This window comes from Oceanisphaera sp. (assembly GCF_048268965.1).
GTDB lineage: Bacteria > Pseudomonadota > Gammaproteobacteria > Enterobacterales > Aeromonadaceae > Oceanimonas.
The window spans coordinates 69229-90254 of the sequence record NZ_JBLWUK010000009.1 but is presented as its reverse complement, the minus strand read 5'-3'; the positions used below and the strand labels follow the sequence as shown (position 1 = coordinate 90254).

21 protein-coding genes and 1 tRNA gene are annotated in these 21026 nt (G+C 55.7%); 15 read left to right on the top strand and 7 right to left on the bottom strand.

Annotated elements, in window-relative coordinates; genetic code table 11:
• Positions 1 to 599: 599 nt before the first annotated feature.
• From ACN0VL_RS06555 to ACN0VL_RS06525, 7 genes are all read right to left on the bottom strand, one after another.
• Positions 600 to 1049 (bottom strand): REP-associated tyrosine transposase, encoded by a 450-nt coding sequence (locus ACN0VL_RS06555; protein ID WP_417615681.1) that lies wholly within the window; start codon positions 1047 to 1049, stop codon positions 600 to 602.
• A gap of 229 nt (positions 1050 to 1278) precedes the next feature.
• Positions 1279 to 2256 (bottom strand): alpha-L-glutamate ligase-like protein, encoded by a 978-nt coding sequence (locus ACN0VL_RS06550; RefSeq protein WP_417615679.1) that lies wholly within the window; start codon positions 2254 to 2256, stop codon positions 1279 to 1281.
• On the bottom strand, positions 2249 to 3778 hold the full coding sequence (locus tag ACN0VL_RS06545; RefSeq protein ID WP_417615677.1) for an inactive transglutaminase family protein: 1530 nt from the start codon (positions 3776 to 3778) through the stop codon (positions 2249 to 2251). Before ACN0VL_RS06545 ends, ACN0VL_RS06550 begins: the two co-directional genes overlap by 8 nt.
• 5 nt (positions 3779 to 3783) lie before the next feature.
• Positions 3784 to 4551 (bottom strand): ATP-dependent zinc protease, encoded by a 768-nt coding sequence (locus tag ACN0VL_RS06540; RefSeq protein ID WP_417615675.1) that lies wholly within the window; start codon positions 4549 to 4551, stop codon positions 3784 to 3786.
• The gene (cmoB, locus tag ACN0VL_RS06535) at positions 4544 to 5554 is read right to left on the bottom strand and encodes a tRNA 5-methoxyuridine(34)/uridine 5-oxyacetic acid(34) synthase CmoB (RefSeq protein WP_417615673.1); all 1011 of its coding nucleotides are present in this window, start codon (positions 5552 to 5554) and stop codon (positions 4544 to 4546) included. The genes ACN0VL_RS06540 and cmoB overlap by 8 nt, the downstream gene beginning before the upstream one ends.
• On the bottom strand, positions 5551 to 6294 hold the full coding sequence (gene cmoA / locus ACN0VL_RS06530) for a carboxy-S-adenosyl-L-methionine synthase CmoA (RefSeq protein WP_417615671.1): 744 nt from the start codon (positions 6292 to 6294) through the stop codon (positions 5551 to 5553). Before cmoA ends, cmoB begins: the two co-directional genes overlap by 4 nt.
• Before the next feature lie 535 nt (positions 6295 to 6829).
• Positions 6830 to 7672, bottom strand: a complete 843-nt coding sequence (locus ACN0VL_RS06525; protein ID WP_417615669.1) for a DUF72 domain-containing protein — start codon at positions 7670 to 7672, stop codon at positions 6830 to 6832.
• Positions 7673 to 7865: 193 nt separating this feature from the next.
• Here ACN0VL_RS06525 and ACN0VL_RS06520 point away from each other — a divergent pair, with 193 nt between their 5' ends.
• The 15 genes from ACN0VL_RS06520 (at position 7866) to ACN0VL_RS06450 (ending at position 21025) form a co-directional block, all read left to right on the top strand.
• Positions 7866 to 9188, top strand: a complete 1323-nt coding sequence (locus tag ACN0VL_RS06520; protein ID WP_417615667.1) for an MATE family efflux transporter — start codon at positions 7866 to 7868, stop codon at positions 9186 to 9188.
• Between the two features lie 139 nt (positions 9189 to 9327).
• Positions 9328 to 11124 (top strand): aspartate--tRNA ligase, encoded by a 1797-nt coding sequence (aspS, locus tag ACN0VL_RS06515; protein ID WP_417615665.1) that lies wholly within the window; start codon positions 9328 to 9330, stop codon positions 11122 to 11124.
• A gap of 3 nt (positions 11125 to 11127) precedes the next feature.
• Positions 11128 to 11571, top strand: a complete 444-nt coding sequence (gene nudB / locus ACN0VL_RS06510; RefSeq protein ID WP_417615664.1) for a dihydroneopterin triphosphate diphosphatase — start codon at positions 11128 to 11130, stop codon at positions 11569 to 11571.
• Positions 11572 to 11595: 24 nt separating this feature from the next.
• Positions 11596 to 12336, top strand: a complete 741-nt coding sequence (locus ACN0VL_RS06505) for a YebC/PmpR family DNA-binding transcriptional regulator (protein ID WP_417615662.1) — start codon at positions 11596 to 11598, stop codon at positions 12334 to 12336.
• A 137-nt stretch (positions 12337 to 12473) separates the two neighbouring features.
• Entirely contained in the window at positions 12474 to 12995 is a 522-nt protein-coding gene (gene ruvC, locus ACN0VL_RS06500) for a crossover junction endodeoxyribonuclease RuvC (protein ID WP_417615660.1), read from the top strand.
• 378 nt (positions 12996 to 13373) lie between these two features.
• Positions 13374 to 13979 carry a Holliday junction branch migration protein RuvA gene (gene ruvA / locus ACN0VL_RS06495; RefSeq protein WP_417615658.1) on the top strand — a complete coding sequence of 202 codons (606 nt, stop codon included), beginning with the start codon at positions 13374 to 13376 and terminating at the stop codon, positions 13977 to 13979.
• 3 nt (positions 13980 to 13982) lie between these two features.
• Positions 13983 to 15020, top strand: coding sequence for a Holliday junction branch migration DNA helicase RuvB (ruvB, locus tag ACN0VL_RS06490; protein WP_417615656.1), 1038 nt, complete (start codon positions 13983 to 13985; stop codon positions 15018 to 15020).
• A 438-nt stretch (positions 15021 to 15458) separates the two neighbouring features.
• A complete protein-coding gene (ybgC, locus tag ACN0VL_RS06485; protein WP_417615654.1) occupies positions 15459 to 15872 on the top strand; it encodes a tol-pal system-associated acyl-CoA thioesterase in 414 nt (137 codons plus the stop codon).
• Between the two features lies 1 nt (position 15873).
• On the top strand, positions 15874 to 16542 hold the full coding sequence (tolQ, locus tag ACN0VL_RS06480) for a protein TolQ (RefSeq protein WP_417615703.1): 669 nt from the start codon (positions 15874 to 15876) through the stop codon (positions 16540 to 16542).
• Positions 16542 to 16967, top strand: coding sequence for a protein TolR (gene tolR / locus ACN0VL_RS06475; protein WP_417615701.1), 426 nt, complete (start codon positions 16542 to 16544; stop codon positions 16965 to 16967). Before tolQ ends, tolR begins: the two co-directional genes overlap by 1 nt.
• Before the next feature lie 4 nt (positions 16968 to 16971).
• The gene (gene tolA, locus ACN0VL_RS06470; RefSeq protein WP_417615653.1) at positions 16972 to 18126 is read left to right on the top strand and encodes a cell envelope integrity protein TolA; all 1155 of its coding nucleotides are present in this window, start codon (positions 16972 to 16974) and stop codon (positions 18124 to 18126) included.
• A 2-nt stretch (positions 18127 to 18128) separates the two neighbouring features.
• Positions 18129 to 19427, top strand: a complete 1299-nt coding sequence (gene tolB / locus ACN0VL_RS06465; protein ID WP_417615651.1) for a Tol-Pal system beta propeller repeat protein TolB — start codon at positions 18129 to 18131, stop codon at positions 19425 to 19427.
• A gap of 29 nt (positions 19428 to 19456) precedes the next feature.
• Positions 19457 to 19984 (top strand): peptidoglycan-associated lipoprotein Pal, encoded by a 528-nt coding sequence (gene pal, locus ACN0VL_RS06460; RefSeq protein WP_417615649.1) that lies wholly within the window; start codon positions 19457 to 19459, stop codon positions 19982 to 19984.
• A 15-nt stretch (positions 19985 to 19999) separates the two neighbouring features.
• Positions 20000 to 20797 carry a tol-pal system protein YbgF gene (gene ybgF / locus ACN0VL_RS06455; RefSeq protein WP_417615647.1) on the top strand — a complete coding sequence of 266 codons (798 nt, stop codon included), beginning with the start codon at positions 20000 to 20002 and terminating at the stop codon, positions 20795 to 20797.
• Between the two features lie 152 nt (positions 20798 to 20949).
• Positions 20950 to 21025 (top strand) — tRNA-Lys (locus ACN0VL_RS06450).
• Position 21026 lies beyond the last annotated feature (1 nt).

The window sequence follows — 21026 nt, the reverse complement described above, 5'->3', positions numbered from 1 at the left end:
CGCCTCGGCGGGATTTTTAAAACCATCCTGCTCCGCAGGACCGGCAGCTAAAGCGCCGGGCTACAAAATACGGTGTTTTCTGTAGTCTGCCGCTTCAGCTGGCAGTCCCGCCATGGCGGGATGTTAAACCTTCCTGCTAACGCAGGACCGGCAGCTAAAGCGCCGGGCTACAAGGTACGGTGTTTTGTAGTCTGCCGCTTCAGCTGGCAGTCCCGTCTCAGCGGGATTTTTAAACCTTCCTGCTAACGCAGGACCGGCAGCTAAAGCGCCGGGCTACAAGGTGCGGTGCTTTCTGTAGTCTGCCGCTTTAGCTGGCAGTCCCGTCTCAGCGGGATGTTAAAACCTTCCTGCTAACGCAGGACCGGCAGCTGAAGCGCCGGGCTACAGGGGGCGGTGTTTTCTGTAGTCTGCCGCTTCAGCTGGCAGTCCCGTCTCAGCGGGATGTTAAAACCCTCCTGCTAACGCAGGACCGGCAGCTAAAGCGCCGGGCTACAGGGGGCGGTGTGTGTTGTTATATTGCCGTCATCCTGACGCAGGTCAGGATCTCGGTTTTGTAGGGCGCGTAATTTCCGTCTCTGCGGGGCTTTAAAACACCGATACTATAGCCAAATGGCATCCCATAATGGGTAATTACCTATCTTTTGTACCAGGCCCGCTCTTAACGGGTTAGCCACTATGTATCTTGCAATCTGGCGTAAATCTTCATCCTGCCTGATAGCCTGCTCGTAAAAACCCTTTTGCCAAAGACCACCTGTGCGGGCCAGATACTGATTGATATTTCTTGCTGAACGACCTTTAAAAATAGATACAGTACGAGCCAACGAAGCTTCCTTGTTAAGTTGTAATAACCAATGAAGATGATCGGGCATTAACACCCAGGCTAAAGATTGGACGCCAAGCTGGCTCTGTACATGTTTAAACTCTTGTACAGCCAAGCGACCAGTTTGCCAGTTAGAAAAAACCGGCTGACGGTAACGTGTGCATATAGTGATGTGGTAAACGTGATTGGGTAAAGAGCACCGTCCAGCTAATGCATCTTCATAAGACATAATGAGCCTGCCAAACATGAATGATGATCAACAGTGTAGTCTGCCGCTTCAGCTGGCAGTCCCGCCTTGGCGGGATTTTTAAACCCTCCTGCTAACGCAGGACCGGCAGCTAAAGCGCCGGGCTACAGGGGGGCGTGTTATTCCGTGGCAAAAAAGCATAAAAAAACCGAGCTCAAAGGCTCGGTTTTACTGTCAGCTTGAAGCATCTCGCTTCTGGCCGTGTTTCGGTTTACATATTCACACCCATGGCGAATTCTCGGCGTGAGAACTCGACTCTTTGTTCCGGGGTGAAGGTGGTTTTCTTGCCGAGCTTTTCTACCTTGCGCAGGCGGGGCACCAGGCCGGCGCCGTTGGCGGTTTGAATTGCCAGGCCGGGGCGGGCGTTCAGCTCCAGCAGCATGGGGCCCTTGTGTTTATCCAGCACCATGTCGGTGCCTATGTACCCCAGGCCCGACATTTCGTAGCAGGACGACGACAGGCTCAGCAGCTGCTCCCAGTAAGGCACTTTCAGCTCCAGCAAGTCGCGACCCGTATCCGGATGGTAGCGAATGGGCAGGTTGAACTGCACGGCGCGAATGGCCTTGCCGGTGTTGATGTCCAGCCCGACGCCCACCGCCCCCTGGTGCAGGTTGGCCTTGCCGTCCGACGCCTCGGTAGACAGCCGCATCATGGCCATCACCGGAAAGCCCTTGAACACGATAACCCGGGTGTCGGGCACGCCTTCATAGGAAAAGCCTTCAAACACGTCATCGAAGTTGATCAGCGCTTCAATCAGCGCCACGTCCGGCTTGCCGCCCAGCGAGAACAGCCCCGCCAGAATGTTGGAGACATGCCGCTCCAGATCGCTGATGCTTTCGGCCTTGCCGCTGGGTTTGACGAAGTTCTGCCGGTCGTGGTTGACGATCACCACTATGCCCTTGCCGCCGGAGCCCTTGGCCGGTTTGATACAAAAGCCGGGCCAGTCCTTTACTTTTTCCAGCAGGCTGCTTACCTGATGCTGAAACTCGATAACGCCTATCAGATCGGGTACCGTAACCTCGGCCTCCAGCGCGATGCGCTTGGTCTGCAGCTTGTCATCCACCAGCGGGTAGAGCCGGCGCGGGTTATAGCGACTGATGTAAGAAATATTGCGCCGGTTCATGCCCATGATGCCCATTTTGTCCAGGGCAAAGGGCGAGGCGTATTGTTCCAGCCAGCGTTTAATCATGCTTGTGACCATCAGTGTTGTATTCATCTACCAAAGGCTTGAAGCGCTTGAGCTCGGTCAGACGATAACCGGTGTAGTTACCCAGCAGCAGTACCACACCCATGACCACCAGCTGCAGCCCCAGGAAGTTGAAGGTGATGTGGCGTACTATTTCGCTGTTCATGGCCAGGAATGCCACCACGGCCACCATCAAGGAGCCACCGCCTTGCTTGACCACTTCCTTGGCGCCTTCTTCCTCCCACAGAATCGACATCCGCTCTATGGTCCAGGCCAGAATAATCATCGGGAAGAAGGTGATCTTCATGCCTTCGGTCAGGCCCAGCTGATAGGCAATAATACTGAAGAAACCGATAATCCCGATCACCATTATGATGACCGCCGATATTCGTGCCACCAGCAACAGATTAAGGTGCGAGAGGTAGGAACGCAGTATCAGGCCGGTGCCCACGATAATCAAAAAGCCCACCAGGCCGGTGATCAGGCTGGTTTGAATAAAGGCCATGGCAATCAGCACCGGCATAAAGGTGCCCGAGGTTTTCACCCCCACGATAATGCGCAGGAATACCACCACCAGCACGCCAATCGGCACCAGCAAAATCCCCTTGAACAGCGCCTGCTCTTCCAGCGGCAGGTTGTACAAGGACACGTTGATCCAGTCGGGCTGATCGAACTTTTTCGCCAGTGCCACATTCACCGGCTGCTCTTGTTCGAGCATGGTAAAGGTGACCCGGGAGTTGCTGCCGCCCACCAGATCCAGCACAGGTGCGGAGTTATACTCCCACAACAGCAGCTGTTCCTGCAGGCCCTGCTCGCCGGTTTCGGGATTGAAAATCTCGTACTGTTCACCGTCGTACACCTGCACCAGGTTGATCAGCGGCTGGCGGCGTCGGCCATCTTCCAGCTTGAGCCCCTGAAGCAGTCGAGCCGGTACCGCGGATCTGTGTAACAGCTCTACCAGCAGCGGCCCGGGGGGCAGGTACTGGGCCAGCAGTTCGGCATTCTGGCCACGATTGTTCAGCTCTTTTATCAGCTCCCGGGTCAGGGTAATGCCGTCAGCCGAGCGCTCTTCAGCCAGTGACAGCATTTGATCCATGGCGGTGGCATAAGGCTCGGCCACTTCTGCCTGCAGTATGGGCGGAGCCTGTGTCGACAAGGGGGCCCTGGCGAATGGATCCAGCATCATGTCGACTTTGTAGTACAGCTCCTGGGGGCCAGACGCATTGCGAATGGTCCACTCGGCACGGCTGCCGCCCTTGGCTTCTACAAACGCCAGGCCATACCCCGGAGAGGCGGCCGATTCGTTCATCAGGGTAAAGCCGGGCTGACTGCCCGGAATGGCCAGCGAGGCCTTTACCGGCTTGTCCTTGGCCTGAAATTCGACCTTGGCTTCAATCGACCAGATTTGGCGCTTTTCGCCCGGCAGCCAGGGCACTTCATACACGAAGTGCCGTTGCAGCATCAGCGCAAAGCCGACCAAAAACAGGGCGGCGACAATGATATAAAAGGGTTTACGAGAGGACATGAAGGTTACTCGTTAGCGGGAGTGGGGCGCTGGGGCTGGCCTTGAACATTCTGGCGAGCAATGTCTACCACGGCGATGTCTTTCAAGAATTCACGGCCCAGCAGTACCGAGTAAGTCATTTGACTGCGGTCGGTAAGGGTGAACTCGGTTTTTTCCGACAGACGGCCCAGGCGCATGTTTAATTTTACTACCGGACGACGTTCTATGCTGTCGGCAGAAGCCTGGCGAATGCGCACGTAACGCACCAGACGGGTTTCTACCTGCAGTTTTTCATCCACGCCTTCGTGTGCCATGTTGAAGCTGACCCAGGGCTTGCCGTCGCGCTCGAATACCGTGATGTCCTGTGCGCTCAACGAGGAGGTGGTGGCGCCGGTGTCGATACGAGCCGGAAAGCTGTCGTTCACTATGTCGAGCCAGACTTGCTCGGTCTCACCCACGACCAATTTACCGTCCTGAGTTTCATCCTTCACCTGCAGTAGGACGCTGGTGGGCGCAGCAGCAGGTTGCGGTGCGACAACGGGGCGATTAATCTGCTTCTTCAAGTTTCTGATATCCTGTTGCAATGCGGCCATAAAGGCATGGTGGTTACTGCTGAGTTGCTGGTTCTGTTCAAACATGGTGTTTGTCAGCCTGGCTTCCAGGCTGGCAAGGTTAGCACTGAGCTCGGGTTCGGTAACAGGCTGAGGCTCGGGCTGCGCGTCCATCGGTGACGTCTGGCTAACACAGGCGGTTAGCAACAGGGAGAGTATCAGTGATGTCGCGACATTATTCATAGCGTGCCTCATGTTGATGGTTCTGCGGGTCAACCGGCTTGTTGGCGATAATTATCGTCCGTTTGGGTGCCGGGTAGCCCTCTATGGTTTTGCTCGCGTCTTCTGGATCCAGAAAATCCGCAAGTGATTCGTTACGCATCCAGTCGGTGCGCCTTTGTTCCTGCAAGGTGGTGGTGCTTTCGTCCACCACTCTGATATTTTCAAAACCGCATTTCTTCAGCCAACCCACCAGGGCGGCCGAGCTGGGAATAAACCAGACGTTGCGCATTTTTCCGTAACGCTCGCCCGGTACCAGCACCTGATGTTCGTCGCCATCAATGACCAGGGTTTCCAACACCAGTTCGCCACCGTCGCACAGCTGGGCCTTAAGCTGCAGCAAGTGATCGATGGGGGAGCGTCTGTGATAGAGCACGCCCATGGAAAATACCGTATCGAAGGCTCTTAGCTCGGGCAGCTCTTCAATGCCCAAGGGTAACACCTGAATCCCTTTATAGCCGTTGGCAAAGTGCTTTATCGCCTCAAACTGACATAAAAACAATGGGGAAGGATCAATTCCTACCGCCATCTTGGCGCCGGCGCCACGCATCCGCCACAGGTGATAGCCGCTGCCGCAGCCTACATCCAGCACATAGCGATGCTTCAGCGGGCTGATGTGGGGCGCCAGTCGCTCCCATTTCCAGTCGGATCGCCACTCGGTATCGATATGAATACCGTGTATTTCGAACGGCCCTTTGCGCCAGGGGTGAAACTGATCCAGCAGGCTGTTGATCTTCTTTTGTTCGCCAGAGCTTATCTCGTCCGGGCGACCAATGCTGACGTTGTCCGTTAATTCTAGATGATCAGTATGAGTATTGGGCAGTTTACGCAAGGCGCGCACCCAGCGCGCCAGATCGCCATGCAGGTGTGTTTTTTGCCAGGCATGCAATTGCGCGGGCAGGCAGTGCAGCCAGTGCTGCAGTCGACTTTTGGCAATCTGCTGGTAAAACTCGCTAAAATCAATCATTTAGTGCCAGCCTGTTTAATCGCAACCATGGACCCGAAGTTAAAACACTGAAACCACATGTCGACGTGCTCAAAACCCACCCGGGCCAGCCGTTCCTTATGTTGTTCCGGCGTGTCCGGGCGCAAGACATTTTCCAGTGCGGTGCGCTTTTGGCTGACTTCCAGCTCGCTGTAACCGTTGGCGCGTTTAAAGTCGTGGTGCAGGTCGATCAGCAGCTGATTAACGGTATCGTCGGCGCTAATGAACTTTTCACTTAAAATCAGCACGCCACCCGGGTTAAGGCCCTGATAAATGTTGTGCAGCAGGGCTTCGCGCTTGTCGGGGGCAATAAACTGCAGGGTAAAGTTCAGCACCACCACAGAGGCGTTTTCAATCTCGATATCGCAGATGTCGGCCTCGGTCAGGGTAACGGGCACCTCCGACTTGAAGGTTGCCAGGTGACTGCTTGCCCGCTCCAGCATGGCGCTGGAGTTGTCTACGCCAATAATGGCGCAGCCGTCCTGGGTGACATTGCGGCGCATTTCCTGAGTGGCGGCACCCAGAGAGCAGCCCAGGTCATACAGCTGACTGTGCGGCTGGGCAAAGCGGGCCGTCATCATGCCAATGGCAGAAATAATATTGGAGTAACCCGGCACAGAGCGCTTGATCATGTCGGGAAAGACCTCGGCCACTTTCTGGTCGAAGTTGAAGTCACCCAACTGGGCAATGGGGGCGGCGAAGATATGATCTTTTGATTGCATAACGGAGTAATAAGGACCTGTGGGTACGGCAGCCTCAGCTGCACACAATATCCGCTATTGTAAAAGAAGCCGCATCGGGCGACAAACTTATTCAAGAGCGGTGAAGGGTAAAGCGTGAAGGGCGAAGGGGGGAAGTGAACAAGCCACCCGGTTTCGTAGTATCTGTGTGTTTTGTAGTCTGCCGCTTTAGCTGGCAGTCCCGTCTCAACGGGATGTTAAAACCCTCCTGCTCCGCAGGGGCGAGCCTGCCTCGCCGTGACGAATCATTTCAGCTTAATCGAATATCCAGTGAATATTCGCAGTGAGCTGAAATGGTGAGTATCTACTTCCTAAAGCGCCGGGCTACAAGGTGCGGTGTGTTCTGTAGTCTGCCGCTTTAGCTGGCAGTCCCGTCTCAGCGGGATGTTAAAACCCTCCTGCTCCGCAGGACCTGCAGCTAAAGCGCAGGGCTACAAAGTACGGTGTGTATTTTTAACTGGACGCCTCACCCCTCACCCCTCACCCCTCACCCCTCACCCCTCACCCCTCACCGCCCTTAAAACAACTGCCCCTGGGGGCTGGGGGCCTGCCCCGGAAAGGTGGGCAGGGGATGTTGCAGGGCGCGGGCGATCTCTGCCGCCAGCTGCGGTGCAAGTTGGTTGTCGGCGGTGTGCACAAATAAATACACCGACTTGCCTTCATCCAGCCAGCCTTGAATGCGCGGCAGCCAGGGTTGCCAAAAGCGCAGGTTATAGTCGGGCTCGGGATGGCCAATAAAGCGGATCACCGGAGCAGGGCCGGTGCTGATAATGTGCACCGGTACCCTGGGTTTCTTTTGATGGGCATCCGCCAGCGCCGGCGTGTTGGGCGGTGCGGAAAATACCGGCCGCGAGTCCATCATTATACGATTGACGCCGCGCTCCAGCAGCAGGCGGTTAAACTGGCGTTCGGCATCACCCTTGGCAAAAAATGCCGGGTGTCGCACTTCTACCCCATATTGCAGGTCCTCGGGCAGAGCGCTTAGCAGCTGTTCCAGGCCACTGAGTTGCTCGGGGCCGCAGCTGGCGGGCAGTTGCAGCATCAGCATGCCCAGTTTGTGACGCAGCGGTGCCAGTTGTTCAATAAAGCTCAGTGCCGTGGGGCTGTTATCCAGCAACTGGCCTTGATGGCTCACCGTGGCCGGAAACTTGAAGGTAAAACGAAAGTCGTCGGGGGTCTGGTTGGCCCAGCGCTGCAGGCTGCTGCTGTCGGGTACTCCATAAAAGCTGGTATTGCCTTCTACCGAGTTGAACACTCTGGCATAGTCCTGCAGATGCTCGGTGGTTTTCAGCTCGCGGCCCAGCAGTTGACCGGGCCAGGCCGGATGCGACCACTGACTCAGGCCGATATATAGCGACATAAGACTCCTGAAAGAAAGCTGTCAGTTAACGATAAAGATGGCGCCAGGCGAGCGGTACATCAGTGGGAGTCAGCATCACATAAACATGAATTGAGTGCTACCATAGCGCCCCATTTGCCAGCTGCCAGTCCCTAATAGCCTTATGTCAGAAAAATACTTAGCCGATCAATCCCTGCCACGTGCTTTATTCAGCATGACATGGCCCATGCTGTTTGGCGTGGTGGCCTTGATGAGCTTTCAGCTGGTCGACAGTATTTTTATCAGTATGTTGGGCATGCAGCCGCTCGCTGCCGTGGGCTTTACGCTGCCGATGCAGCAACTGCTCATCGGTGTACAGGTGGGCATCGGGATTGCGTCAACGGCGCTTATTTCTCGTGCCCTGGGGGCGGGCAGCCCCAGGCGGGCCAAACATATGGGCGGCCTGGTGGTGCTGACGGGCTGCTGTGTGGCTTTTTTGCTGTGTGCCTTGATCTGGCTGCTGCGCATCCCTCTGCTCACCGCACTGGGTGCCAGTGCGGAGCTGCTGCCCTACACCGAAGACTACTGGTTGCCCTGGCTGGTCAGTGCCTGGTTGGGGGCTTTTTTGTACTTTGCCAGCAGTATTGCGCGAGCCAATGGCGATATGCGCTTGCCGGGGTTAATGATGGTGGTCACCAGTGTGGTGAATATGCTTCTCGATCCCTTGTTTATTTTTACCTTTGGCTGGGGCTTGCCCGGTGCGGCCTATGCCACCATAGTCGCTTGCCTGGTGGGCTCGGGCATTATGTATTTACGCATTTTAAAGCGCCACTGGCTGGACTTTACGCCCGGCAAACTGCCGGTGATGCCGGCCTTGCGTGATATCTTCAATACCAGCGCCCCGGCCATGCTCAGCCAGTTAATGCCGGGTGTAGCGGCGTTACTGGCCACTCGCATAGTGGCAGGTTTTGGGGGGGCCGCCATGGCGGCCTGGGCGCTCGGCAGTCGTCTGGAACTGTTCTCCATTGTGATTGTGCTGGCGCTCACCATGGCGTTACCGCCCATGGTCGGCCGTTTACTGGGCTCCCAGCAACTGGAGCGCGTACACAGTCTCGTGCTGATTGCGGTTCGCTTTGTTATTGGCTTGCAAGTCACGGTCGCCTTGTTCTGGTTGGCCAGCCGTTGGCTGATTGCCCCGGCGTTTGCCCCCGACGCGGATACCGAGCGATATTTGATGAGCTATATGCTGTGGGTGCCCATCAGTTATGCCGCGTTAGGCGTGTGCATGCTGATGGTGTCTGTGTGTAATGCGCTGGGCATGCCGATGCGTGCAGTGTGGATCTCGGTATTGCGTTTGTTTGTCTGCTATTTACCCGCACTCTGGGTGGGCGCCACCCTGGCTGGCATGAGCGGTTTATATGTGGGTGTCTTGGTGGGTAATGTGGCGACGGGGTTATTATCCTGGCAGCTTTACAAGCGTGGCTTACAGCACCTTCAACAGCAAAACCGCACACCTCAGAGTCACCGCGAAGCGGAAATTCAGGGCGCTGACGGCTGACAGCTTAGTGCGTAAAGCGACCGCAAGGCGGTAAGATTTTACCGACCTTTGCTTTTTCCATTATACTAGCGCGCTATTTACTAACAAATTCATGCCGTGCAACCACTTTTGTTGTGGGGCAACACCATAGGAAGACTCCATGCGCACTCATTATTGCGGGCAGGTAGATGCTGCCCTGGTCGGCCAGAGCGTCACTCTTAGCGGTTGGGTACATCGTCGTCGTGACCTGGGCGGTTTGATTTTTATCGACATGCGTGACCGCGAAGGCATAGTGCAGGTGTTTTTCGACCCGGATAAAGCCGAAGCCTACGACAAGGCTTCTTCGCTGCGTGCTGAATTTTGCATTCAAATGACAGGTGTAGTGCGTGCTCGTCCCGAGTCTCAGGTAAACAAGGACATGGCGACCGGTGCGGTAGAAATTTTTGCCCACGAGCTGACCATCATCAACCGGGCCGAGCCGCTGCCACTGGATTTTAACCAGAACAACTCGGAAGAGCAGCGCCTTAAATATCGTTATCTGGACTTGCGTCGCCCCGAACAGGCCAAATACCTGACCACCCGTGCCAAGGTCACCAGCCGAGTGCGTCGCTTTATGGACGAGCAGGGATTTTTAGACATCGAAACCCCGATGCTGACCAAGGCCACCCCCGAAGGGGCTCGCGATTACCTGGTGCCGAGCCGCGTACATAAAGGTTATTTCTACGCACTGCCCCAGTCGCCGCAGCTGTTTAAACAGATGCTGATGATGAGCGGGTTCGATCGTTATTATCAAATCGTGAAGTGCTTCCGTGACGAAGACCTGCGCGCCGATCGCCAGCCGGAATTTACCCAGATCGATGTGGAAACCTCCTTCATGAGTGCCGATCAGGTGCGAGAAATCATGGAGCAGCTGGTCACCGAATTGTGGAAAGACGTGGCCGGTGTTGATCTGGGCACCTTCCCGGTAATGAGCTATGCCGAAGCCATGCGTCGTTTTGGTTCCGACAAGCCGGACTTGCGTATTGCCACCGAGCTGGTCGACATTGCCGACCTGGTCAAAAATGTGGACTTCCAGGTGTTTTCCGGCCCGGCCAACGATGACAAGGGTCGCGTTGCCGCCCTTAAGGTGCCCGGTGGCGCCAAGCTGTCACGCAAGCAAATTGACGAATACGGCAAGTTTGTAGGCATTTACGGTGCCAAAGGCCTGGCCTGGATGAAAGTGAACGAGGCCGCCAAGGGGCTGGAAGGCGTGCAGTCGCCGATTGCCAAGTTCCTGAATGAAGAGATAGTGACCGAGCTGCTGGCGCGTACCGGTGCCACCGACGGCGATGCCATCTTCTTTGGTGCCGACTCTGCCAAGGTCGTGAGCGATGCCATGGGCGCGCTGCGTTTGAAGCTGGGTAAGGATCTGGACCTGTTCGAAGACAGCTGGAAGCCGCTGTGGGTGGTCGACTTCCCGATGTTCGAGGAAGAAGAAGACCGTTTGTATGCCATGCACCATCCGTTTACCGCCGCCAAGGATCTGAGTGCCAGTGAGCTGGAAGCCCAGCCGCTAACGGCGCTGGCCAATGCCTACGACATGGTCATCAATGGCTACGAAGTGGGCGGTGGCTCGGTGCGTATTCATAACAACGACATGCAGCAAACCGTGTTCCGTCTGCTGGGGATTGATGCCCAGGAGCAGCAGGAGAAGTTTGGCTTCCTGCTGGAAGCCCTCAAGTACGGTACGCCACCTCATGCAGGCCTGGCCTTTGGTCTGGATCGCCTGGTGATGCTGCTGACCGGTACCGACAACATTCGCGACGTGATTGCGTTCCCGAAAACCACTACCGCTTCCTGCTTGCTGACCGATGCGCCCAGCCTGGCCAACCCGGAGGCCCTGTCGGAGCTGGCCGTACGTGTCGAGTTGCCGGTCAAGGCAGACAAAGCCGAGCAGGCCGACAAGGCAGACAGTTAAGCCATGGCGTTCAAGCATCCGGAGTCGGTGTTAATCCTGATCCATACCGACGATCAGGTGTTGCTGCTGCAGCGTCTGGATAACCCCGACTTCTGGCAGTCGGTGACCGGCAGCCTGGAGGTGGGGGAAACCCGCTTTCAGGCCGCCGAGCGCGAGCTGCTGGAAGAAACCGGCTTGCGCCTGGGCGAGGGCGTGCAGTTAATTGAAACCGGACGTCGGGTGCGATTTGAAATTTACCCTCGCTGGCGGCATCGTTACCGCCCCGGGGTGACCCATAACTGGGAATACGAGTTTTATCTACATCTGTCGAGCCCGCAACTGGTGCAGTTAACCGAACATCAGGCGCAGTGCTGGCTGCCGTTGGCAGAGGCGCGAGAAAGAGCCAGTTCCTGGACCAACAAGCAGGCTATCGACAGACTGATTAATACTAGAGTCAACAGACTCTAAAAAATAACAAGGGAGATGACACTGATGGCAGGTCATAGTAAATGGGCTAATATCAAGCACCGCAAGGCGGCACAGGATGCCAAACGCGGTAAAGTCTTCACTAAACTGATCCGTGAGCTGACCGTAGCCGCACGAGAAGGCGGTTCGGATCCCGCCACCAACCCGCGACTGCGGGCGGCCACCGATAAGGCGTTGTCGAACAACATGACGCGCGACACCATAGATCGTGCGGTTAAGCGCGGTGCCGGTGAGCTGGACGGCCAGGTACTGGAAACCGTGACCTATGAAGGCTACGGCCCGGGTGGCACCGCCGTGATGGTGGAATGCATGACCGATAACCGTAACCGTACGGTGGCGGAAGTGCGCCATGCCTTTTCCAAGAGCGGCGGCAACCTGGGAACCGATGGTTCCGTGGCCTATCTGTTCGAGAAAAAGGGTGTGATCAGCTATCAGGGTCTGGATGAAGAAACCCTGATGGAAGCGGCACTCGAAGCCGGTGCCGACGACGTGGAAGTCAACGACGATGGCTCTATCGACGTCTACACCCAGTGGGAAGAATTTGGCCAGGTTAAAGACGCGCTGGATGCGGCCGGGCTGGAAGCGGTGAATGCCGAAGTGACCATGATCCCTTCTACCAGTGCCGAGCTGGATGAAGAGACGGCACCCAAACTGATGCGTTTGATCGACATGCTGGAAGATGCCGACGACGTGCAAGAGGTGTATCACAACGCGGAAATCACCGACGAACTGGCGGCCCAGCTTTAAAGCCTGAGGCTGGAAGCCTGAAGCGGGAAACCTGAATAGAAAGGTGGGAAGTTGGAAAGTCTCTGGCTTTTAGCTCCTCACTTTTCGTTATGGGTTCTTGCTTCTAGCTGATAGCGTCAAGCTTATTGCTGTCTTTTATGGCCATTATATTGGGTATAGACCCGGGCTCTCGCATTACCGGTTATGGCGTTGTGAGCCAGACCGGTAACAAAATGACCTACCTTGGCTCGGGCTGCATTCGCATGACCGACGCCGATCTGGCACCGCGACTGAAAAAAATCTACGACGGCGTCAGCGAAATTATCCTGCAGTTTCAGCCCGATCTGTTTGCCATAGAACAAGTGTTTATGGCCAAAAACCCCGACTCGGCCCTCAAGCTGGGCCAGGCCAGAGGTGCGGCCATAGTGGCGGCAGCCAATGCCGGGCTGGAAGTAGCCGAGTATTCGGCACGGCAAATCAAGCAGGCGGTAGTCGGGCAGGGTGGCGCCGATAAAACCCAGGTGCAGCACATGGTGGTTAAATTGTTGAACCTGCCCGGCACCCCGCAAGCCGATGCCGCCGACGCCCTGGCCGTAGCCCTCTGCCACGGCCACACCCGCCAAAGCCTGATCAGCATGGCCGGCCAGGTAAGAGGCACAGTACGAGGACGGCTTAGATAAAACCCAGCCGAGAGCGGATAGCGCTAAACATTAAAGATTTCTTCGCCACGGAATCCACGGAACCCACGGAAAATTAAGGTTCACATTCAACGCGGTACGCTTTAAGCCGTATGCTATCCGTAAAAAGACGGTGTTTGTCCTTAACTTATGGCGTCAGCGTAAGGCTTACCGTTATGTTTTAAGCTCTTTGTCCGTGGTTTCCGTGGTTTCCGTGGATTCCGTGGCAAAAATGGGTTTGGTGTTATGTTGTTCTCATCACCCTTTACTCTTTACCCTTCACCAGTTGGCTTCCAGCTTAAAGCTGACGGCTTGCTTTAACTGGATATCTATCCAGTTATTTATTATTCTTGGCGGATTCCCCCGGTTAGGAGACTCGCAGTGATTGGTCGGTTACAAGGTATTATCAGCGAAAAACAGGCCCCCGAAATTTTGCTGGATATTAATGGTGTGGGCTATGAAGTCACGCTGCCCATGAGCTGCTTTTACGAGTTGCCCAATGTGGGCGAGGCCGCCACCGTGCTCACGCATTTTGTGGTGCGTGAAGATGCTCAGCTATTATTTGGTTTTAATACCAAAACGGAACGGGCGCTGTTTCGCGAATTGATCAAGACCAATGGCGTGGGCCCCAAGCTGGCGCTGGGCATTTTATCGGGCATGACGGCGGATCAGTTTATTTATAATGTGGACCAGGGCGATATTACCGCCCTGGTGAAGCTGCCCGGAGTGGGCAAGAAAACCGCCGAGCGCTTGATCATCGAAATGCGCGACCGACTGAAAAACTTTGGCGGTTATGACCTGTTCAACCCGGCCCCCGAGTCGGTGACCCAGGCCGGTCAAATTGACGGTGCCAAGGGGGAGGCGGTCGCCGCCCTGCAGGCATTGGGTTACAAGGCCAATCAGGCCGAACAAATGATCAAGAAAATAGCAAACCCCGGGTTGGATGCCGAGCAACTGATCCGCGAAGCCTTGCGAGCTATGGTGTAACCCATGATAGAAGCGGACCGTTTTATTGATCCCACTCCCCAGCGGGAAGAAGAAGTCATCGATCGGGCTATTCGGCCCAAGGCGCTGGCCGATTATCGTGGTCAGGATCATGTACGCAGCCAGATGGAAATTTTCATCGAGGCGGCAAGGCGCCGGGAAGAGGCGCTCGATCACCTGTTGATCTTCGGCCCGCCGGGCCTGGGAAAAACCACCCTGGCCAACATAGTGGCCAATGAAATGGGCGTGAGCATCAAGACCACCTCGGGGCCGGTGCTGGAAAAAGCCGGCGATCTGGCCGCCATGCTGACCAACCTGGAAGCCGGCGATGTGCTCTTTATCGATGAAATTCATCGTTTGAGCCCGGTGGTCGAAGAAATTCTGTATCCGGCAATGGAAGATTACCAGCTGGATATCATGATCGGCGAAGGCCCGGCCGCGCGCTCGATCAAGCTGGAATTGCCGCCCTTTACCCTGGTGGGCGCCACCACCCGAGCCGGCTCGCTGACTTCGCCGCTGCGGGATCGCTTTGGCATAGTGCAACGGCTCGAATTTTATCAGGTGGCCGATCTGGCGCACATTATCAGCCGCAGTGCCGACAAGTTAGGCCTGGTGATCGATGATGATGGCGCCTTTGAAATGGCGCGTCGCGCCCGGGGAACGCCGCGCATTGCCAACCGGCTGCTGCGCCGGGTACGGGACTTTGCCGAAGTAAAAGGCAGTGGCGACATAAATGCCGATATTGCCGCCCAGGCGCTGGATATGCTGGACGTCGACAAGCAAGGGTTCGACTACATGGACCGTAAATTGTTGATGGCACTGCTGGATAAATTTATGGGTGGCCCGGTCGGACTGGACAACCTGGCCGCCGCCATTGGTGAAGAAAAAGAAACCATTGAAGATGTCATAGAGCCGTATCTGATCCAGCAGGGCTTTTTACAACGCACCCCCCGCGGTCGCATGGCCACCCCCCGCGCCTATATACACTTCGGCTTCGAACTGCCCGAAGGCAGATTGGCTGACGCGGTGAAGAGTAAAGGGTAAGACGTAAAGAGTGAAACCAAAATCCATCAGGATGACGGCAAAATCATAATCAACTGTAGGGTCGAATTCATTCGACCAAGAACCGCTGCACGGCCTAAAAGAGGTCGAATAAATTCGATCTACAAAACATTCCCGCTGTAGCCCGGCGCTTTAGCTGCCGGTCCTGCGTTAGCAGGATGGTTTAATAACATCCCGCTGAGACGGGAGTGCCAGCTAAAGCGGCACGCTACAAAACACACCGCCCTTTGTTTGCTGGGTGCTTGGAGCTTGGCGCTGGGCGCTATCTTTTCCTTTCCCCCCTCACTCTTCACCGACTGTCTTCCTGCGTTGCTTGCTTCCTGGTCGAGAATTGTCGTCGCTGTTGGCCATTGTCTTCTTTCCTAAATTTGACTCAGGTATAGTATTCGCATCTATTTTGGCCCCTAATTGGCTAAGCGAATGACCTCTGAAACACTCTTTAGCTGGCCGGTGCGAATCTACTACGAAGATACCGACGCCGGTGGTATTGTTTACAACGCTAATTATTTGAAATACATGGAAAGAGCTCGCACCGAGTGGCTACGCAGCCTGGGTGTTGAGCAAGACCGTCTGCTCGAGCAGGACGTGGCCTTCGTGGTGCGCCGGGTAGAGCTGGATATGTTGAAGCCGGCCCGCTTCAATGATGCACTAACTGTCACCGTGACGGTGAAAAAGCTGAAACGAGCCTCTATTGTGTTTGAGCAAGAAATTCTGGATGATGCGGGCCTTTCTCTGGTGCGGGGAACCGTGCTGATTGCATGTGTTCAAATAGCTCATATGAAACCCTTTGCCATTCCTGAGCCACTGATGGGAGTATTGTCAGGTGCATGCTGATATATCGTTTATAGGTCTTTTTTTACAAGCCAGCTTGTTGGTCAAGCTGGTGATGCTGTTATTGATGGCCATGTCCATTTTGTCCTGGGCCATGATCATCAATCGCCGCAAGATACTGACGTCGGCGCAGCGTGACTCCGAATCATTTGAAGATAAATTCTGGTCGGGTGCCGACTTGAGCCGCCTGTATCACGAGAGCAATGCGCGCCGGGATAACCTGGCCGGCATGGAACAGATTTTTTATGCCGGTTTCAAAGAGTTTGTCCGCCTGCAAAAGCAGGGGCGCTCGCAGGAAAGCATGCTGGAAGGGACCTACCGTACCATGCGGGTGGCCTTGTCTCGTGAAATAGACCGGCTGGAAACCAATCTGTCTATGCTGGCGACAATTGGCTCCATCAGCCCGTATATCGGTCTGTTTGGTACCGTGTGGGGCATCATGAATGCCTTTATTGCCCTGGCAGAAGTGCAGCAGGCTACCTTGTCCATGGTGGCACCGGGTATTGCCGAGGCCTTGATTGCCACGGCATTGGGCTTGTTTGCCGCCATTCCGGCCGTTATTGCCTTTAACCGTTTCAGCTATCAGGTTGAACGCCAGGAAAACCACCTGGCCAACTTTATGGATGAGTTTTCAACCATTCTGAATCGCCAAGTGGCGGCAGGTCAGCAATGATGCACGGCTATCAGCGTAGACGGCGCAAGAGTGTGGCCGAAATCAACGTGGTGCCTTACATCGACGTGATGTTGGTGTTGCTGATTATTTTTATGGCCACGGCACCGGTGATCACCCAGGGTGTGAACGTTGACTTGCCCCAGGCCGAAGCCGAAATGATGCCGGAAGACAGTGACAAACCCCTGGTTGCCTCTATAGATGCCGAAGGGAATTACTTTCTTGATATTGGCGATAGCCGTAACCAGGCCGTTGATTTACTGGCACTGGCCGACATGGTGCAAAGCCAGTTAAAGCTGACCCCCAAATCGCCGGTGGTGGTTAAAGGTGATGCCAGTGTGCGTTACGACGCCGTCATCCAGTTGATGGCCACGCTGAAAGCGGCCGGAGTGCCCAGCGTGGGCCTGATGACCCAGCCGGAGCAGTAGATCTGTGATAACGGAGCAAGGCGGTATTAAAAAAGCAGTGCTTATTTCGCTGGCCCTGCATTTGCTGGTGGGCGTCATATTGCTGGTGGGCATTGATTTTAGCGCTCCCAAGCGGCCGACACAGCCGGCATCTATTATTGAAGCTACCATGATTGATGATGGCATGGTGGCCCGGCAGGCCAAGCGCCTGGCCGAAATGCAGGCACAGCAAGACAAGGAGGCCGCCGCCGAGCAGGCACAAGCGGAGGCAGAGCGCCAGGCGGCAGAGGCCGCCGAGCAACAGGCGGCGAAGCAGCAGCAGGCCGAAGAAGCAGCCCGGGCTGCCGAGCAACAAAAAGCCCTGGCGGCAGAGCAAGCGGCAGCCAGGGCCGAGCAGCAAAAAGTCATAGAACAACGCCAGGCGGAAGCCGAAGCGAAGAAAGCCGCAGAGGCCAAGGCCGCTGCCGAAGCGAAGAAAGCCGCTGAAGCCAAGGCCGCTGCCGAGGCGAAGAAAGCTGCTGAAGCCAAGGCCGCTGCCGAGGCGAAGAAGGCCGCGGAAGCCAAGGCCGCTGCCGAGGCGAAGAAGGCCGCTGAAGCCAAGGCTGCTGCCGAGGCGAAGAAAGCCGCAGAGGCCAAGGCCGCTGCCGAGGCGAAGAAAGCCGCAGAAGCCAAGGCCGCTGCCGAAGCGAAGAAGGCGACTGAAGCCAAGGCCGCTGCCGAGGCGAAGAAAGCCGCAGAGGCCAAGGCCGCTGCCGAGGCGAAGAAAGCCGCAGAAGCCAAGGCCGCTGCCGAAGCGAAGAAAGCCGCAGCAGCCAAGGCCGCGGCCAGTGAGCAGGCATTAAAAGATCTCGAAGCCATGATGGGAGACGATTTAGGCAAAAGCAGTGCCCCGGCCGCCCCTTCGCGAGGTGAAATTGATCAGGCCAGAGCCATGATACAGCAAGCGGTTGAACGCCATTTTCAGGTGAGTTCCACCATGCGGGGCAGGCAATGTGTGGTGAATGTGCGTCTTGCCGCCGATGGCCTGGTGCTCAAAATTGGAGAGGGCAGTGGCGATAATGCAGTGTGCCAGGCGGGCATAGTGGCGATCCGCAAGGCCAGCCCTTTACCCATGCCCAGAAATCCCGAGCTGGTTAAAGAACTACAAAACTTGAATTTGACGCTGAAACCGAGGCTATAGTGATGACAAAACGATGGATATGGTTATGGTTGCCGCTGCTGCTGTTAACAGCACAGGCAAAAGCCGCTTTTGAAATTGAGATCACAGGTGGCACCGACAGTGCCCGCCCCGTGGCCGTGGTGCCGTTTAAATGGACCGGGGGTGGCAACATGCCCCAGGACCTGGCAGAAGTGATTGCCAGCGATTTTCGCAACAGTGGCATGTTTCGGCCGATAGACCGTAACCGCTTGCCACAACAGGTTGCCAGTGCCAGCGAGCTGGATGCCAGCCAGTGGCGTCCGCACCAGGTAGAAGCCGTGCTGGTGGGAACCATCGAGCCTGCAGGGGGCGACCAGTATCGCATTAGCTTTGAACTGGCCGATGTGCTGGGGCAAAGCGGGGCCGAACTGCTGGAAAGCCGCAGTGCCACCGTGCCGGCGGCGCAACTGCGCCAGTACGCGCATCGCATTGCCGACATTGCCTTTGAAAAGCTCACCGGCATCAAGGGCGCGTTTTTGACCCGTATAGCCTATGTCAACGTGCAGCACGGCGCCCAGTTTCCGTATCAACTGATGATTGCCGACTATGATGGTTTTAACGAGCAGTTGTTGCTGCGCTCGCGCGAGCCGTTAATGTCCCCGGCCTGGTCGCCGGACGGTCGCAAGCTGGCTTATGTGTCCTTCGAGAACAAAAAAGCCGAGATTGTGGTACAGGATATTTACAGCCAGCAGCGTCAGGTGGTGAGCTCTCAGCGGGGCATTAACGGTGCCCCCCAGTGGTCGCCCGATGGCAGCAAGCTGGCCCTGGTGTTGTCCCGGGATGGCCAGCCAGAAATTTATGTGCTGGATTTGTCGAGCAAGCGGTTCACCCGGGTGACCAATAACCGCAGCATTGATACCGAACCCACCTGGGCGGCGGATGGCAAATCAGTTTATTTTGTGTCGGAGCGGGGCGGACGCCCGCAGGTCTATCAAGCCGATCTGAGCTCCGGAAATACGCGCCGTGTTACGTTTCAGGGCGACACTAACTTAGGTCCGCGTGTAACGAATGACGGCACCGGCATGGTGCTGGTCAGTCGTTCACAGGGACAATATCGCATTGCTCGTCAGGATCTGGATGGAGGTCAACTGCAAGTGTTAACAGAAACACAGCTGGATGAATCACCAAGCCCGGCTCCTAATGGCACTATGATTATCTATAGCACGACTTATCAGGGCCGTCAGGTACTGTCTTTGGTGTCTATGGATGGTCGTTTTAAGGCCAGGCTACCTGCACGAAAGGGTGATGTTCGTGCACCAGCATGGTCACCGTATCTCAACTGATCTCATGACAAGTAAAAGGAAAAAAAACAATGCAAATGAATAAACTGCTGAAGAGTCTGGCCATTGCTCTGCCCATGTTGACCCTGGCGGCCTGTAGCTCTACCACAGACTCCGACGCCATGACCGGCACCGATGGCAGCTATCAGAATGGTGGCGTACAGACCGGCGGCGCCCAACAGGGTGGCGCACTGTCTGCCGAAGAGCAGATGCGTCAGCAGTATGAAGCGCTACGTCGTGAAAACGTGATTTACTTTGAATTTGACCAGGACGAAGTGACGGGCCATTATGCTCAGGTACTGGAAGCCCATGCCAACTACCTGCGTTCAAACCCTTCCATCAGCATTCTGGTTGAAGGCCACGCAGATGAGCGCGGTACTCCCGAGTACAACATTGCGTTGGGCGAGCGTCGTGCCAAGGCCGTCACCAGCTACCTGCAGAGCCTGGGTGTGAGTGGTGCTCAATTGGCCATTGTGAGCTATGGTGAAGAGAAGCCGATGGATGCCTCGCATACCGAAGCTGCTTTTTCCAAGAACCGTCGTGCGGTTCTGGTTTATTAAGGTTTAATTTGACTGATGATATATAAATTAGCGGCCATATTGATGGCCGCTGTTTTATCCACCGCTTGTCTGGCTCAGGCGCCGGTAAGCAGTGTGGGTGGCAGCGGCTCCGTCAACGACCGCCTGGCTGAACTGGAACGGGCCTTCAGTGCGAAAAGCCAGGCACAAATTGATCAGCTGCGGCAGGTGACTTCATTACAACGGGAAGTCAGTGAATTACGCGGCATGCTGGAAGAACAAAGCCATCGTCTGGAGCAGGTCATAGACAGGCAGCGCGATGTGTTGCTGAAGCTGCAGGATCTGGCAGATCAAGCAGAAAACACGGCTCCTCCCCGAGAGCAAGCCGTTGCCGGGGCGGGCACCAAGCCGGCGGCTGACGATAACGGCAGTAGCAAGACCACCGGTCAAGGCGCATCGAGCGGCTCAACCACCGCCTATGGTAACGAACAGGCCGCCTACGACAATGCGGTTAACCTGGTGCTGCAAGAGAAAGACTACGATGCGGCCATTCCGGCTTTTGCGCGTTTTATTACTCAATACCCCGAGTCCAGCTATGTGCCCAACTCTCATTACTGGTTAGGGCAGCTGCTGTATTCACAAAAGCGTTTCGATCAGGCTAAAGCCCAGTTTGCACGGGTTGTTGAAGCGTATCCTCAGTCCAATAAACGCGCGGACTCGTTACTGAAGCTGGGCTTGATTGCCCAGGAGCAAAAAGACAATGCTCAGGCACGCCAATACTTCGAGCAAGTGGTGCGCGAGTACGCCAACTCGGCGGCCGCCAAACTGGCACAGAAAAACCTGCAAGACCCGTAAGCTGGTTAATTTTTACAAGAGTCGGTTGTTCTTTGAGCAAGCGGAATAAAATGATGATTTAGCGGTTGCGTCCAAAAATTAAATCCGTATTATAGGCCGCCGTTGGCAGGGGAGCTTAAGGCAAACCGAAAGACAGTTGTATGTGAAGGTTGGGGGCGTTAGCTCAGTTGGTAGAGCAGTTGACTTTTAATCAATTGGTCGCAGGTTCGAATCCTGCACGCCCCACCAT